Source organism: Streptococcus ovuberis (genome assembly GCF_012396585.1).
In the GTDB taxonomy this organism is placed as follows: Bacteria; Bacillota; Bacilli; order Lactobacillales; family Streptococcaceae; genus Streptococcus; species Streptococcus ovuberis.
This window is the reverse complement of record NZ_JAAXPR010000010.1, coordinates 65,124-81,714: the sequence shown is the minus strand read 5'-3', so window position 1 is coordinate 81,714 and position 16,591 is coordinate 65,124. Positions and strand designations below refer to the sequence as shown.

Sequence of the window (16,591 nt, the reverse complement as noted above, 5' to 3'; positions counted from 1 at the left end):
AAGAAAACGACCACAAGAATGGTCGCCTTCATCGAAAATTGGATTAACAACTATCCAAAGAAATGTTTGAACTATTTATCTCCTAGACAATTTTTACTAAATGCCTAACTTGGACTTGAAATTTAGCTTAGATTCTATCCAGATAAAAAATGCTTAACTATTTTCTTCTCATCCTTTATTTTTGCCTTTGCTCATACCTATACACTATCATTCCATTTACTAGGTCATCTTGTCAGTGGCTTACTGTTTAGCACCTTATACTATAAAACTAGAGATTTGAGAGATAGCATATTCGCTCATAGTGTGACTAATATTTTAGTAACAATCTTACTTTTTGTTAATGGATTGTTATTTCAGTAATTTTGGAAATGGAGAAAAACAATGGAAACATAATCTAATCAGACGAATACACTCCACAAAATCAATGATCAGGTTCTTTCAAAAACAGAAAAAAGCTTACAGTTCTATCCTTGGGGTATTCACTGTAAGCTTTTTTCAGAGTTTTGGCCTATCTAGCCTGTTTACGACGTTTTTTAACGGTCACCTTTTCAAGATAGTAGGTTGTATAGCGCGGGATAGTCAGCTCTACCTGGCCGTCAGTTGCCTCTATCTCAAAGGAGTCAATCGGTAACTCATTAGATGAAAAGATCAGTTTATAACGATTGCCTTCAGGAAGGTCTAACTTGACATCGTAGAGGTTTTGGTCGTTGAAGTTATTAACGATGAGAAATTCTTGATCCTTGCTGAAGCGTCTGAAGGCATAAAAGTTAGCTTGTGGATCAATTTTAGCCCACTCAAACCCATCTTCGTCAAAATCTTTCTCCCAGAGAGCACTGTTGTGACGGTAGATATTGGTCAAGGTTACCATCATATCGTGAAATCCTTTATGGCTTGGATACTCCATCAGGAACCAATCCATTTGGCGATACTCGTGCCATTCACGGATATGTCCCCATTCATTGCCCATAAAGAGGTGTTTTTTACCTGGGTGGGCATAGAAATAGGCATAGTAGGCTCTTGCTTGATGGAATTGATCTTCATAAGATCCCTGCATCTTCTCGACAATGGAGTGTTTGCCGTGGACCACTTCATCGTGAGAAAGTGGTAGGACGAATTGTTCATTATGGTTGTAAAACATCCCGAAGGTAATTTCGTTGCTATGATAAGGACGATGAATGGCTTGACGCTCAAAATAGGAGAGTGTGTCATTCATCCAGCCCAGGTCCCACTTGAGATCAAAGCCAAGCCCTTCTTCTTCAAGGGAGTGCGTAACCTTAGGGAAGCTAGAAGAATCCTCAGCAATCATCATGACGCCTTTGTATTCTGTGTGGACTAACGCATTAACACGTTTGATGAATGCTAGTGCAGGATGGTTGATCTTATCTTCTTCTGTCTCTCCCCTCCAGTAGATAAGATAGGATAGGGCATCCACTCGAATGCCATCAAAATGGAACTTTTCCAGCCAGTATTTGATGTTGGAGAGAAGGAAACTTTGCGTCGATCCTTTGGCTAAATCAAAATTGGCCGTTCCCCACTGATGGTTTTCTCTGTCGTGCTCTTGAGCATACTCAAAGAGAGGGCTACCATCGAACAGGTAAAGTCCATGACTGTCTTTGCAAAAGTGGAGTGGTACCCAGTCTAGGATAACCCCAATGCCAGCTTGATGACATTGATCAATGAAATATTTCAAATCATCTGGTTTACCGTAACGGCTTGTAACGCTATAATAACCGGTTACTTGATAACCCCAGGAAGCATCTAAGGGGTGTTCCATGACAGGCATGAGTTCAACATGGGTGAATCCATGTGTCTTCACATGCTCAATGACTAGAGGAGCTAGCTCTTTATACGAATAAAAGTAATCTAGAGGCTTGTCATCACCATTTTGCTCATCTTTCTTACGTTTCCAAGAACCTAGATGGAGTTCATAGATGGAGACAGGTGATGTTTTAAAATCATAACCAACACGTTGGTACATCCAATCCTCATCCTTAAACCGATAGCGTGAATGGTAAGTGGAAGAAGCAGTGCCTGGCCTTGATTCGCTATAGAAGGCATAAGGATCGGCTTTAACGATGTCTTGGCCATCATGGGTCAGAATACGGTACTTATAGAGCACAAGTGATTTGACATCGGGAACATAGAGCTCAAAGATGCCTTCTCCTTTATCTTCCATCAAGTGTGTTGATTCCCAATTATTAAATTCGCCAATGACATGTATGCTTTTAGCGTTAGGTGCAAAGACACGAAATTGTGTGCCTAGGATTTTATTGCGCTCCTTGATGATGTGGGCTCCCATGGTGTCATAGAGGTTGGTATGTTGTCCAGTTCTGAGGTAGTAGAGATCTTGTTCTCCAAATGGTTTCATCTTATCCCTCTCTTTCTAAATTTAGCGAGTGATACTGTGGTAAAGCTCTTGATAAGCCTTGGCAGACGCTTCCCAGCTGACATCCTTGTTCATTGCGTTGGCTATCAGTACCTGCCAATCTTGTGGACGATTATAGTAAGTGTCTAGGGCATAATCATAAACCATCCGCATGGCATTGGCAGATTTTCCAGTGAAGACAAAGCCTGTACCTTCCTGAGTAAATTGATTGTAAGGGGTAACAGTGTCCTTTAAGCCACCAGTTTCACGCACTAAAGGCAGGCTGCCGTAGTGCATTGCGATCAACTGGCTAATCCCACATGGTTCAAACATAGAGGGCATGAAGAAAAGATCACTTCCCGCATAAATTTGATGGGCTAGGACTTCATTATAGCCTTGATAAAAGGCGAATTGTTCTGGATAGGCTTCTTTGTAATAGTTAAAGGTGTTTTCGATATTGGCTTCTCCATTACCTAGGATGACAAATTGGACTCTGGCCTGTAGCATTTCTGGTAATTTTTCAACCATCAGGTAGAAGCCTTTCTGCCAGGTTAGTCGAGAAACCACACCGACTAGGATAGTGTCTTCATCTTGAGGAAGACCAAATTGAGCTTGGAGCGCTAATTTGTTTTTTCTTTTTTCTGAAATAGTCGATAGTCCGTAAGGATGCTGAAGGCTGGCATCTGTCGTGCTATTCCAGACATCGTAGTCAATACCATTGACAATTCCTGATAAATCATCGTATCTCAAACCAAGGACATGCTGCATGTTTTCACCGAATTCTTCTGTCAAGATTTCTTGAGCATAGGTGTTGGAAACAGTTGTCACCTTATCTGCATAAAGAATTCCAAGTTTCATATAGCTGATCTGATCATGGTAAAAACGTGCGGTTCCATCCAAGAAGTAGCTGTAGTCCATACCTAGACTAGCCCATAGTTCATGTTCTGGAAAAACTCCCTGGAAGGCAAGGTTGTGGATGGTCAAAACATGTTTAATACGTCTAAATTCTTCCTTGTAACTGTAGAACGTGCGACAAAGGAAAGGGATAGCAGCTGTATGCCAATCGTGGGTGTGAATCACTTCTGGATAGAAATTAAGGGCTTCTAGAAGCCTACAAGTAGCGTGTTGGAAAAATCCAAAACGATAAGCATCGTCACTGTAGCCATATAGCTCATCTCGTTCAAAAATATCTCGGTGTTCAATAAAATAGAAGGTGACGCCATCACGGATTTCTTGATAAACATTAGCCATAGTATGGATGTTACCCGCATTGACATCATAACTAACCACATAGTCAAACCGCTGATGGTCGTTAATGGCCATCTTTTTGTATAGTGGCAGGATAACACGGACGTCCTCTCCTTTTTTGACTAATTCCTTTGGCAGCGAGCCAATAACATCAGCTAGACCTCCGCTTTTGATATAGGGTAGCCCTTCTGAAGCAACGAATAAAATAGATTGTGACACGGTAGTCTCCTCTCATATAAAAATAAGCATCCTCTTTCAAAAGAAGAAGTGGACAGCCTGGAATATCAAACCAGAGTCCACTCCTTGACAGTATTTCCCTTAAATAATTTCGCGCGGTTTAATATATACTGGAATATCAGGTGTCCCTTTGATATCAATGGGGTGTTTGATTTCCGTTTCTTTGTCAATAATGGCATTTTCAATATTAGCGCCACGGCGGATAGTAACACCGTTCAGAATGATAGAATTCTTGATCACAACACCTTCTTCGATGACAACATCACGATCGATGACAGAGTTTTCAACCTGACCATCAATGGAACTACCGTTTGAAATCAAGCTTCCTCGAACTTCTGCCAAAGGTCCGTAGAGAGTAGGAGAGCTATCTGTGGTTTGCGTATGAATTGGCCACTTTGGCTTGAAGAGGAGTTTGCGATTGTCTGCATCAATTAGGTCGATCTGCGTCTTAAAGTAAGCATCAACGGTATTGATGCAAGCGACATAGTCGCGGTGAGCATATCCCATGACTTTGTAGTCATTGACAACATCTGCCAAAATTTCTTTGAACCAATAGAGAGAAGAGACCTTGTTAGCACGCTTAATCAATTCGATAAAGAGTGAACGTTTGAGAAGGTACGCCTCCAAAGAAATTTGACGATTCTTATACTTTCCGTGGTTCTCTTCAAAGCCGATAATTCGCTTATTATTATCAAATTTCAAAGTATCACAGCCGATAAAAGACTCCTTGGCATCACTGATATTTTTGTAAAGGACAGTAATATCAGCTCCTGTTTCCAGGTGATTGTCCATAACCTTATTGAAATCTTGGCTGTAGATAAAGTAACTCGGTGCTAGAAGGACATATTCCGCTTTTGAGTTTTCAATATAACGCAGATTATCCGTAAAGGCCTTGACATCGTGCTGATAGATAGACGTCGCGCTGGATTCGCTGTTGAGCAATCTTAACTTACCGCGTTTACTGTTAATATTATACTGATCCCCGGTACCAACGTGCTGGATGGTTGAGCGCATCTTATTGGGCATGTAGACTTGAAATTCTGAAATGCCTGAGTTGGACATATTGGACAAAACAAAGTCGATCATGCGGAAGCGGCCCAAGAAACCATAGGCTTGGGTGCCACGATGTGGCATGAATTCAGTGCCAAAATCAACATTTTTCCCATCGATATTGACAATTCCTAATGTATTTCTGAGCATTTTAATCCTCCTTGTTGTGTGCGATGTCTTTGTCGATCAGCAAAATCTGATCTGGAGTTCCAGATAGAGTAACTCCTGGTCCAACGTTGACATTTTCAGCCACGATCACATAGTCTAATTCAGTGTCATCTGCAATCTGGGATCCTGGAAGCAGTACAGAATTTTTCACAACAGCACCTCTAGAAACCTGAACATCCGTAGAAATGACCGAGTGTTCAACATGGCCTTCGATGATAGCACCTTTATCAACATAAGCACTCTTGACCACCGCCTGCTTACCAATGACCTGGGCTGGAGATCCCGAATCTTGCGAGTAGATCCGCCAAGAAGAGTCAAACAGGTTGAGGTCGTTTTTCGTGTCTAGCAAGTCCATATTAGACTCCCAGAGACTATTGACTGTACCAACATCCTTCCAGTAGCCCTTATAAGGATGAGCATAAAGTCTGAGGCCATCCGCTAAGTATTTTGGAATAATATCGTGACCAAAGTCATGCGTCGATCCTTCTAACACTTCGTCTTCCAAGAGATACTTTTTGAGTGTCTTCCAGTTGAAAATGTAGATCCCCATAGAAGCTAAGTTACTCTTTGGATTGGCTGGTTTTTCTTCAAACTCTTCGATACGATAATCTTCATCCGTATTCATGATACCGAAGCGAGAAGCTTCTTTGATTGGAACTTCGATAACAGCGATAGTGGCATCGGCTTTATTTTTCTCGTGAGTCTCCAAGAGTTTGTCGTAGTTCATCTTGTAGATGTGGTCTCCCGAAAGAATGAGGACATACTCTGGTTCATTGAGGTCAATGAAATCAATGTTTTGAGTAATAGCGTCTGCAGTTCCTTTGTAAAGGCCAAAACCACCAATTTTTTCACGCGGTGGAAGTACAAAAATCCCAGAATCTTTTACATCCAGGCCCCAACGTTGAGATTTAGCAACGTAAGAGTTCAACTGGACAGACTCGTACTGGGTCAGGACTCCGACCACTTCAATACCAGAGTTTGCACAGTTACTGAGGGGGAAATCAATGATACGATACTTGCCACCGAAAGCGACTGCGGGTTTAGCCACTTTCTTGGTCAGTCCTTCCAAACGTGTGCCACGTCCACCAGCAAGGATCATTGCTAACATTTTGTTGTTTGCCAAATCAACCAACTCCTTTATTTTTAATACACGCTTAGTATATCATAATTTTCTAAAAATAGAAAACGTTTTCTGTCTATTTTTTAAATTTTTTAAAAAAAATTACAAATTAAGAATGAAAGGGGATAAAACCTGAACATGAAAGCCAGTAATCTCATTTAACCAGTTCATGAAATCCTTTATATTTTCAAAATAAAACCCCTTGTCTGAAATTTTTGATAAGGGTTTCATGACAAACGTTTGACACAATACAATATAAGAAAAATCAGGAAAACAATGCTATATGACGCAAGTGTTTTCCTGATTTTGAGATAATTCTTAGTTTACAAAAGTATTGATGTCTGCTTCGATAGCTGCAATTTTTTCCTCAGCTTCTGCTAAGGTTTCACCTACTGTTGCAATGTAGAATTTAATTTTTGGTTCTGTGCCAGAAGGACGAACAGCAAACCATGAGTCATCAATTAAATGGTATTTGAGAACGTTACTTGGCGGAGTTGTCAAGGCTGTGATTTGTCCATCAGCAGTAGTTGAGGTCAATTCTTGGAAGTCTTCTGTGACTGCAATAGCGATATTTCCGAAAGTAGCAGGAGCTGATTGCCGGAATTTGTCCATAATCTTTTTGATTTCGGCTGCCCCATCAACACCTGAAAGGGTTACTGAAATGGTTTTCTCCGCAAAGTAGCCGTATTCTTGGTAGATCTCATTAATGCCATCTGCCAAAGTCAATCCACGAGAGCGATAGTAGGCAGCGATCTCTGCGATGAGCAAAAGAGCCTGGATAGCATCCTTATCGCGAACAAAAGGCTTGATCAGGTAGCCAAAGCTTTCTTCAAAGCCAAACATATAAGTATGGTTGTTGGTGTCTTCGAATTCTTGAATTTTTTCAGCGATAAATTTAAAGCCTGTCAAGACATTAAACATAGTGGCGCCATAACTTTCAGCAATTTTGGTTACAAGCTCTGTTGAAACGATTGATTTAGCGAGGGCGGCATTCGCTGGCAGTGTACCAGCTGTTTTGTGAGCTTCTAAAATATATTTGGCTAAGATCGCTCCGATTTGGTTCCCTGAAAGATTAGTGTAAGACCCATCTGCTTGGCGGATTTCAACGCCGAGACGGTCTGCATCAGGGTCAGTCGCTACTAAGACGTCAGCGCCAACTTGGCGTCCAAGTTCTTCAGCCATAGCAAAAGCAGCTTGACTCTCAGGATTAGGCGACTTGACGGTTGAAAAGTTTGGATCAGCTATTGCTTGTGCTTCAACAACTTCGACAGAAGCAAAACCTGCCTGCTCCAGAGCACGACGTGCTAGCATTTCTCCAGTTCCATGAAGCGGCGTATAGACGATCTTCATGTCGCGACCATAAGTATCGATCAGTTCTTGATTGATATTGACTGACTTAACTTCTTTCAAGTACTCAGCGTCAACTGTTTCACCGATGATTTCAACAACACCATCTGCTTTAACCTGCTCCAGATCAGCAACTGCGATGGAGAAAGGATCTTCAATCTCACGAATGAAGGCTGTCAGGGCATCGGCATCAGCAGGTGGCATCTGTCCACCGTCTTCGCCATAAACCTTATATCCATTAAACGGGGCCGGGTTGTGGCTAGCGGTAATCATGATACCAGCCCAAGTGTTGAGGTGGCGAACAGCAAAAGATAACTCAGGAGTTGGGCGAAGGCTTTCAAAGACATAGGTCTTGATGCCGTGTTGTGCTAAAACCGCTGCAGATTCATCAGCAAATTCAGGAGAGAAGTGACGGCTGTCATAAGCAATGACAACCCCGCGTCTTTTCGCATCTTGTCCTTTGCTTTCGATCAACTTAGCCAGACCTTCGGTGGCCTGACGGACAACGTAAATATTGATTCGATTAATCCCTGCACCAATCAACCCCCGCATCCCTGCAGTGCCAAATTCCAACGGAGTGTAGAAGGCGTCTTCTTTTGTTTTTTCATCCATGGATAATAAGTCATCACGAAGGTAATCTGGAAGGTATTCAAAATTAAGCCAAGTTTGGTAGTTTTCTTGATAAGACATGGAAGAACTCCTTTTTTATTAATCGCTTTCATTATACCATGATTTTGTCAAAATAACAGTTAAAAAATGAAAATAATGGTAAATTTTAAGAAAATATTTTCTTGATAAGCATCAGCAGCTAAAAAAGAAAGAGACTGGCATAGACCAGTCTCAATAGTTAACGTGCCTTAAGTTTCAGTAAGACTGGTACGATAGCCGTGGTTAAGATAGCGGAGATGACCATTTCTGCTAGAGCATTGGCCCCAAAGACAGTTGCTAGCATGGCCTTTATATCGCCAGAGTAGACCTGGGCGAAGAGAATAAAAATCCCTCCTAACACAAAAATAGTATTAGTCATTGAGCCAAGTGCTCCTGAAAGGACGAGACCTGTACGATTTTTAAAAAGTTTATAAATGAAATAAGGGGTAATACCAATTAAGGTCCGTGGTACAAGTGCAATAATGAGAGAGTAAGCATTCCCTCCCTGGACAAAAGGACTAAAGAGGTAACTCGTTGGGATTTGGAAAATAGTGTTGTGAATCACGCTGATAATACCCATCAAAAACCCTAAAGTTAGCCCAATTTTCGGGCCATAAACAATTGAAGCCACAATGACTGGGATGTGAATGATAGTAGGTTTAATGGGCAAGGGAAGAACGTTGAATAAGACGGATGTTGTCAGATGTAAGACTAACATAGTGGCAAAAAACATGGTAACAACAGCTAATCTACTAGAGGAACGGTTAGTATTCATTAAAAATCTCCATAATTGTATTGGTAATAACGGATAGTTCTGCTAAAGCTCCTGGTCCATAATCGCCACAAGCTAGCAAGGCTTCGCGAGGGAGAATTTCCCGATAGCCATATTTTTTTAACTTTTCAAGATTATTCTGAGTGATGGGGTTGATATACATTTGTGTATTCATGGCTGGTGCGACAAGTTTGGGAGTATCTAGTGATAAGGCAAGAGCTGTACAAGAAACGATATCGTCAGCTAAGCCGTTAGCTAATTTGGCGATTGTATTGGCTGAAGCTGGCGCAACGATAAAAAGATCTGTCTGCTTGGCTAACTCAATGTGGTTAACTTTATCAGGTTGAGGCTCCTCCATAATGTCCAAGTGGACAAGATTTTTAGAAAGTACTTGAAGAGTCAGTGGTGTGATAAAACGCGTTGCAGAAGCGGTCATTAAGACTGTCACAGCAAAACCTAGTTTGGTCAGCTGGCTAGTCAAATCGGCAGCCTTGTAAGCGGAGATAGAGCCTGTAACGGCTAAAGTGATTCGTTTAGTCATTGTGTCCCCTCTCTAGATGCTCCAGAATCAATTGGGCAATTTCTTGCTTGGTGCTAGCCATCTTTTCTCCATCACTGAGCACCATATAAGCCAAATGCTGGTCTCCAGAGATCTCAAGCAAATCATTAGCGACAATAGCGGACGCTTGATTTTTGATAAGGCTGTCACGCGCCACCTCAAACAGCTGTTTTTTGGTCACATTAACCAGCAGCTTGAAGCCGATCAGCTGAATACTAGGATTCCATGTTTTTATTAGACCGATGACTTTAGGCGTCTTTTTGAGAAAAAGCACTTGATAATCTGAATGGGAAGAAATTTTGGTCTCCAGATTGCTTTTTTGAAGAAATTCAGTTAGGTCTGAACTTTTTGCAACCGTTTCAAAATCAGTCATATAAAGAGGTGTGTAGTCAGATACCGCCATAGCATGAACGATGGCATCGTGATTTTTGACCAATGGCTCTAAAGTATCTAGGAGATCTTGGACATTCGTGATTGGGTAGGTGGTTAATTTGGGGTGTGCTTGCGGGACTAATCCGTGTTTGCTCGTCACAAAACTAACCTCGTGTCCCTTGGCTAAGAAGTACTCAGCCATGACTTGACCAAGGCGGCCGGTTGCTTTGTTGGTAATATCGCGAACCTGATCAATTTTTTCAGCGGTTCCACCGGAAGTGATAAGTATTTTCATAAATTTCATTTTATCATTTACAGGCTACTTTCGTCTACTGTTTGATTTAGTCTGCAGCATCAAATCATTTTAAAGGCCAAATACTAAAAAAATGAACTGTAAGAAAATTGATACAGAATTGTCACAAAGAATCGTTGAACTGTTACGTGATTTTGTTAGACTGGTGGAGGTAATAATGAAAAGAGGAGATTTTAAGATGGCAAAGAAGAAATACTTAGCAATGGCCAGTATGGCTGTTGCCGTTATTGGCTCTGCCTTAACAGGATCATTTTTCAAAACAGGAGAGACAGACGGCCTTGTACAGGCTCAGGAATTTTATGGAGATCCTGCTACTTATGAGTTTATCTCCATTATTGGTGAACGTGCACGTCAGATTGGCCAAGAACGCGGTATTTATGCTTCTGTTATGATTGCACAGGCTATTCATGAATCAAATAGTGGCCGTTCTGGGTTGAGTGTCGGACCTTACTATAATCTTTTTGGCATCAAAGGACAATACCAAGGAAATTCTGTGACGATGAGAACTTGGGAGGATGATGGCACCGGTCGAGCTTACTATATCAATGATGCTTTTCGTGCCTACCCTAGCTGGGTGGCCTCTATGTACGATTACGCTGATCTCTTGTCTTGGGATTATTATGCTGGGGTTCGTAAGGCTTATGCCCCTAATTATTGGGATGCAACAGCAGCTTTGACGGGTACCTATGCAACAGATACCAGTTATGCAGCAAAATTGAATGCGATTATTGAGTTCTATGGCTTGACGACTTACGATACGCCTCTTGGCTATGAAACGGCAACACCACCTGTTCAAGACAGTGTTTGGAATGCCTATCGTGGCAGTTACACAACGTCACAACTCCTAGCAGAGGACCAAGCTTGGAGCCAGTATGTCAACGGTTACTACGGTCGTTAATCATTCAGTTAACCTAAAAAATGATCAAAACGTCTAAAATCAGCCCTTTCTATCCGCTGGTTTTAGGCGTTTTTTAGGTCGTTATTTATAGTTTTAGCTTAAAAATGGGGTGGCCTGTTTTTTTCAAAGATTTTGAGGGTTATTATGGTAAAAAAATTAAGCAGAACCTTGACAAGAGATTAAAAACTGTGTTAGACTTGACTTTGTTGACAGAATAAACCAAAGAAAGGAGACTATCATGACAACATTTTTCAATTCACCTATTCGTTATCATACTCCTTTCCAGATTAATGTATAAAGGTTAGCCTAACCTCATCGGCTACTGTTGTGCCATGTACTGCTAGGAAGGACTGTTTCTTAGTAGAGGACATGGCTTTTTTGTGTTTCATAATAGAAAGGGGACAAGAAATGGAAGAAAAAAGCATCCAGCATTCCATGAAACGGGCAATCTGGTCCTTCATCAAGTCTCACTGGAAGAGTTATATCCTTGTCAGCATAGGACTATTAATCAGTTATGGGCTTTTTGTTGTACCGACCATGATGACCCAGCGTGTCATCAACCAAATAAGCCAAGGAACACTAACTGCCAAGGACCTTTGGCTGGCAGTAGGAGTGATTATAGCTGCGTGCGTGATTACTTATCTAGCGGACTATGTTTGGGTCAAGCAATTATTCGGTAGGGCTAGTGACTATCGATTTCAAATGCGGCGAGATTTATTTGCTAAGTTGATCCATATGCGAAGACCCTTTTATGATAAGTTTCGATCCGGCGATATGCTGACACGGTTTACCAATGACACGAATGACTATTCAGAATTATTGGGTTTCGGTGTGATGAGTATTTTTACGGCTTTGGGAACAATTTTGTTTGTTCTGCCAGCCATGATTGCCATTTCATGGCAGATTACCATCTTGGCTGCCTTGCCGCTCTTGTTTTTAGGAAGCATTATCTACTGGGTCAGCGCCAAGCAGGAAATTGTTTCTGAAGAAGTTCGGGAAGCTGTTGCCAATCTGAGCAATGAAGTCTTGGAGGTCGTAGAAGGGATTCGAGTGACCCGAGCATACGCCAAGAAAGAGTTAGGAGCCGCAAAATTTCGCCGGAAAACAGCAGATTTGGTAAAACGTAATGATCAATTGATGGTTTACCAAGCAGCTTATGGACGGTTAGCGCTTACTCTCCTTGCTCTTAGTACAGCTATTGTAATGGGTTTGGGAGGCTACTATATGCAAACAGGTCACTTACAATTAGGAGATGTTGTAGCGTTGCAACTCTATACAGGCATGTTGATGGATCCTATGTGGGTCTTGTCAGATGTTGTTCTGATCTACCAGATTGGCAAGGTTGCTTTCGGGAAACTGACAGAACTGATTGAAACCAGTGATGATATGGAGATAGACGGAGATATCGTAGCTAACGAACTTGCTCATATCGCATTTGATCACTATTCTTTTGCCTACCCAAATCAGCAAGAACCTGTATTAAAAGAGATTTCCTTTGAATTGTCCAAGGGGCAGACACTAGGAATAGTTGGTAAAACAGGGAGTGGAAAAACGACTCTGGTACGCCAGCTTCTACGGCAATACCCTATCGGAGACGGGCAATTTTCATTGAACGGCAATCCTATTTCTAACTTCAAGAGAAGCAGTATCGAAGAAAAACTGGGTTATGTACCGCAAGAGCACATACTGTTTTCTAAAAGTGTACTGGATAACGTCCGTTTTAGTCAACCCGAAGCCAAACAAGAATCTGTTTTGGAAGCTATTGATGCGGCAGCCTTTTCGGAGGACTTAACTCGTATGAGCCACGGAATTGATACGATGGTTGGTGAAAAAGGGGTATCTATTTCTGGTGGCCAAAAGCAACGCCTATCAATTGCGAGAGCTTTGCTCAAGGATCCTGAATTGCTCATCTTAGATGATTCCCTTTCGGCAGTTGATGCGAAGACTGAGCGTTTGATTATCAACAACATTCAAACATTGCGCAAAGGAAAGACCAACGTTATTATTTCGCATCGCCTGTCAGCTGTTAGTCATGCAGATCAGGTACTGGTTTTGGACCAAGGCCAAATAGTAGAAGCAGGGACACCACTAGAATTGTTAACCCAAAAAGGCTGGTATTATGAGCAGTATCTGCGCCAACAAAGGGAAGAAGGAAGGGAAAACTAATGATTATCTTAAAAAGACTGTTATCTGAGATAAAGCCCTTCTGGAAGTTATTTAGCTTAGGAATGCTTCTCATGGCATTGTCGAGCTTTCTAGCTCAAGTCGCTCCGCTCTATGTCCAAAAAGCTATTGATCTTGTGCTAACTCCAATAAGCCATGGACAACCAATCCAACTTGGTCTCCTGTGGCAATGGCTAGGGGCTTTTCTTGGCCTGACTGCACTAGGAAGTATCATGGGCTACTTGTCAACGCGCCTCTTAATGCACGTGGCAAATCGTGTCGGAGAGCTTCTGCGCAACAGAGCTTACGACACGATGCAGGGATTGCCTATTGCTTATTTCGATGACAAACCAGCAGGTAAAATTTCTGCTCGTATTGTCAACGACACTGAGACTCTAAGGGCACAGTTTTACGGGACAATGCTGTCGCAGGCCTTAATCAACCTGCTTTGGGTGATCACTATTTATGGTATTCTCATCTACCTCAATCTTTGGTTAGGTCTGACGCTTTTGGTATTGATTCCAATCTTTATCGTCTGGCACCACTATTACGCCAAAGAGACTGAGCAGGCTATGACTGATTTTTATGAAGCCCAAAGTGAGTTAAATAGCCAAGTCAACGAAGCGATGAATGGGGCTAGTATTATTCAGCTCTTTGGTCAAGAAAAGACCATGGCGAGACAATTTGAAGGTACAGCTGCTAAAATGCTCCGCTCCGATCTTCAAATTACCCATGTAGAAGCCACCATGTCTTGGTCCTTGGTAGAGCTGCTAAAACGTCTGGTTTTGGCTTTGATTTTATCCGTAATTGGCCAGGCCTTTTTGGGAAATCATCTAGGGATTTCAGTTGGGTTAATTTTTTCTTATGTTAATTATACAGAGCGTTTATTCAATGCTCTAGGGTCCTTGGTCAGAATGTTACCTAATATGCAACGGTCCTTGACTACTGGGCGACGGGTTTACGAGCTCTTGGATCAGCCGCTAGAAGTAGATACTGCAAAGAAATTAACAGTGAGTCGGGGCGATGTTCGGTTTGAGCATGTTTCCTTCGCTTATGAAGACAAGGAGTGGGTGTTGAAAGACATTTCGTTGCATGCTAGGCCAGGTGAGACGATAGCCCTAGTTGGGCACACAGGATCTGGGAAGAGTTCTATCATGAATTTACTTTTTCGATTCTACGATCCCCAACAAGGCCAGATTCTCATTGATGACCAAGTGATTCAAGATTATCAACGCGAAAGCGTTCGTTCCCAAATGGGCATTGTCTTACAAGATCCTTATCTCTTTACAGGAACAATCGCTAGCAATGTTACTATGGATAATGAACAGATAAGTCCTTATCAAGTGCTAGAAGCCTTGAAGAAGGTTGGAGCAGGCCCCATGATAGAACGCCTTACTAATGGAATTGATGAGCCTGTTGTGGAGAAAGGCAATGCTTTTTCTAGCGGGGAGCGGCAATTGATTGCCTTTGCGAGAACCTTGGCTTGCGATCCTAAGATTTTGATTTTAGACGAGGCGACTTCCCACATTGATACCGAAACGGAGGAAATCATCCAAAAGGCTATGGATGTCCTTAAAGAAGGGCGGACGACCTTTATCATCGCCCACAGACTATCTACTATCCAAAATGCGGATCAAATTCTAGTCCTGCATGAGGGGCAAATTGTTGAACGTGGTAATCACCAAGAACTTCTAGCCCAAAACGGTCGATATGCAGCGATGTACCGGATCCAACAAGTGGTTTAAGCCAACCCTAGTTAGTTTGTCAAAACCTGGCTAGACTCTAAAGGTTTTGACAACTACACTATAGACTAAAATTCAGGAGAGAACAATGAAAACTCTAAAACGTTACAGCTTATTGCTTGTGTGCTTACTATCGGTCAGCCTTATGACTGGTTGCCAAAGCATTCAAAATTGGTTTAGCAATTTCAAGGCAGAATGGATCGGGCTAGAGATGACTGTTCGGACCTATGATGAAAATTCACAACTCATTGATCAGATGTCTGGCAAATCCCTTTCTATTTCAAGAAATCAAGAATTTGATTCCATCAGTTCTGATGGTGCTTCAAATGCTGATAGTACTGTCTTGAAGATTACCCTAGGTAACTATGAGATTGACCATGTCGGCTCTTCTTTGATTGCAGCAGAAGAAGGGCTAGAAGACATGTTCTCTAAGTACCAACAAACAGTCTCGGTAGATGAAACTAGCCGTACGATTCCTGTTTTGAATCGAATGGTTTCCAGTTTAAAAAATGATTTCACAGGCAAGAGAAAAATTATTCTCATTCGTTCCCAGAATGGAACACCACTGGCTACCTATGTTGGTAACAAGGTCTCTCTTTATGCTTCAGACGCTCCACAGACGAGTGAGCTCTTGATTGATGGCAAACGCCTCGTGATTTATCGGTGTGATTATACTATCTATGACAGAGAATTATTAGAATAAACCAAAAGCGAGATTAGTCAAGTTCTTAACAAAGACCAACGTGTTATACAGGTTACTGTTACTGTTTCTCTTCATTTAAGCAAAAGTCTTGCAACTAACAAAATTCTATGGTATGATTAACTCATGCGATGAGCCGAATTTGGCATATAGCCATATTTGCGCATGGGAGGTCATAACGCAGGAGCGGACCTTGATAAATTGTGTGAACCTTTTTATCACACTAAATTTTAGTGCCCATCCCCCCTACATTTTTGTGGGGGATTTTTTAGTGTTAAACGGTTTTTCGACCTAATTGAGGTAGGCGGCATTAATAACTAACCAGTCAAACAATGAGAGAGGACACGCCCTTTATACCTATTAGGGAATTGGTTTAAAATATAACAAGTAACATATTTTAAATTATGTCACTTGTTCGAAAAAGATAATGGTTATTTGTGCTATTTTGACATCAGGTGCTACAATTAACTACTAAAATAGTACTTTTTTTGGTATAATAGCATCTATGGAAATAGAAAAAACCAATCGGATGAATGCGCTGTTTGAGTTTTATGCAGCTCTTTTGACAGACAAACAGATGAACTACATTGAACTTTACTATGCAGACGACTATAGTCTTGCAGAAATTGCAGAAGAATTCTCAGTCAGCCGCCAAGCGGTTTATGATAATATCAAACGGACCGAAAAAATTCTTGAGGACTACGAGATGAAACTGCACATGTACTCCGATTATATTGTCCGCAATGAAATTTTTGAAGAAATAGCTGAACGCTATAAAGGGGATAGCTTCCTGGAGGAGCGATTGGAGATTTTAACCTCTATTGATAATCGGGAGTAGCAGGAGCTTTCCAGTTGGTTTGCGAAACAAATTCTCAATAAGGAAATACCT

14 protein-coding genes and 1 pseudogene are annotated in these 16,591 nt (G+C 41.6%); 7 read left to right on the top strand and 8 right to left on the bottom strand.

The window, feature by feature from the left end:
• Both HF992_RS06805 and HF992_RS12380 read left to right on the top strand, forming a co-directional pair.
• Positions 1–108 (top strand): annotated as a pseudogene (locus HF992_RS06805) (IS30 family transposase); the annotation flags it as partial.
• 51 nt (positions 109–159) lie between these two features.
• Positions 160–360 (top strand): CPBP family glutamic-type intramembrane protease, encoded by a 201-nt coding sequence (locus HF992_RS12380; RefSeq protein WP_425505595.1) that lies wholly within the window; start codon positions 160–162, stop codon positions 358–360.
• Positions 361–508: 148 nt separating this feature from the next.
• Here the strand turns inward: HF992_RS12380 and glgB are convergent, their stop codons facing one another.
• The 8 genes from glgB to HF992_RS06760 all read right to left on the bottom strand — a co-directional run bounded on the left by glgB (position 509) and on the right by HF992_RS06760 (position 10,181).
• Entirely contained in the window at positions 509–2,368 is a 1,860-nt protein-coding gene (glgB, locus tag HF992_RS06795; protein WP_168549301.1) for a 1,4-alpha-glucan branching protein GlgB, read from the bottom strand.
• A 21-nt stretch (positions 2,369–2,389) separates the two neighbouring features.
• Positions 2,390–3,832 carry a glycogen synthase GlgA gene (gene glgA, locus HF992_RS06790; protein ID WP_168549300.1) on the bottom strand — a complete coding sequence of 481 codons (1,443 nt, stop codon included), beginning with the start codon at positions 3,830–3,832 and terminating at the stop codon, positions 2,390–2,392.
• Positions 3,833–3,931: 99 nt separating this feature from the next.
• Positions 3,932–5,050, bottom strand: coding sequence for a glucose-1-phosphate adenylyltransferase subunit GlgD (glgD, locus tag HF992_RS06785; RefSeq protein WP_168549299.1), 1,119 nt, complete (start codon positions 5,048–5,050; stop codon positions 3,932–3,934).
• A 1-nt stretch (position 5,051) separates the two neighbouring features.
• Positions 5,052–6,191, bottom strand: a complete 1,140-nt coding sequence (locus HF992_RS06780) for a glucose-1-phosphate adenylyltransferase (protein WP_168549298.1) — start codon at positions 6,189–6,191, stop codon at positions 5,052–5,054.
• Positions 6,192–6,506: 315 nt separating this feature from the next.
• Positions 6,507–8,225 (bottom strand): phospho-sugar mutase, encoded by a 1,719-nt coding sequence (locus HF992_RS06775; RefSeq protein ID WP_168549297.1) that lies wholly within the window; start codon positions 8,223–8,225, stop codon positions 6,507–6,509.
• Between the two features lie 157 nt (positions 8,226–8,382).
• Positions 8,383–8,958: an ECF transporter S component gene (locus HF992_RS06770; protein ID WP_168549296.1), complete on the bottom strand. Its 576-nt coding sequence runs from the start codon at positions 8,956–8,958 to the stop codon at positions 8,383–8,385.
• Positions 8,948–9,496 (bottom strand): phosphopantothenoylcysteine decarboxylase, encoded by a 549-nt coding sequence (coaC, locus tag HF992_RS06765; protein ID WP_168549295.1) that lies wholly within the window; start codon positions 9,494–9,496, stop codon positions 8,948–8,950. The genes HF992_RS06770 and coaC overlap by 11 nt, the downstream gene beginning before the upstream one ends.
• Positions 9,489–10,181 carry a phosphopantothenate--cysteine ligase gene (locus HF992_RS06760; protein WP_168549294.1) on the bottom strand — a complete coding sequence of 231 codons (693 nt, stop codon included), beginning with the start codon at positions 10,179–10,181 and terminating at the stop codon, positions 9,489–9,491. Before HF992_RS06760 ends, coaC begins: the two co-directional genes overlap by 8 nt.
• Before the next feature lie 196 nt (positions 10,182–10,377).
• On the opposite strand from HF992_RS06760, the gene HF992_RS06755 reads away from it, so the two are divergent.
• The 5 genes from HF992_RS06755 to HF992_RS06735 all read left to right on the top strand — a co-directional run bounded on the left by HF992_RS06755 (position 10,378) and on the right by HF992_RS06735 (position 16,540).
• A complete protein-coding gene (locus HF992_RS06755) occupies positions 10,378–11,097 on the top strand; it encodes a glucosaminidase domain-containing protein (RefSeq protein ID WP_168549293.1) in 720 nt (239 codons plus the stop codon).
• 435 nt (positions 11,098–11,532) lie between these two features.
• A complete protein-coding gene (locus HF992_RS06750) occupies positions 11,533–13,263 on the top strand; it encodes an ABC transporter ATP-binding protein (RefSeq protein WP_168549306.1) in 1,731 nt (576 codons plus the stop codon).
• The gene (locus HF992_RS06745; RefSeq protein WP_168549292.1) at positions 13,263–15,005 is read left to right on the top strand and encodes an ABC transporter ATP-binding protein; all 1,743 of its coding nucleotides are present in this window, start codon (positions 13,263–13,265) and stop codon (positions 15,003–15,005) included. Before HF992_RS06750 ends, HF992_RS06745 begins: the two co-directional genes overlap by 1 nt.
• 85 nt (positions 15,006–15,090) lie before the next feature.
• Complete coding sequence (locus HF992_RS06740; protein WP_168549291.1) at positions 15,091–15,705, top strand: DUF5052 family protein; 615 nt, start codon at positions 15,091–15,093, stop codon at positions 15,703–15,705.
• A 502-nt stretch (positions 15,706–16,207) separates the two neighbouring features.
• A complete protein-coding gene (locus HF992_RS06735; protein WP_168549290.1) occupies positions 16,208–16,540 on the top strand; it encodes a putative DNA-binding protein in 333 nt (110 codons plus the stop codon).
• The last annotated feature ends 51 nt before the right edge of the window (positions 16,541–16,591 follow it).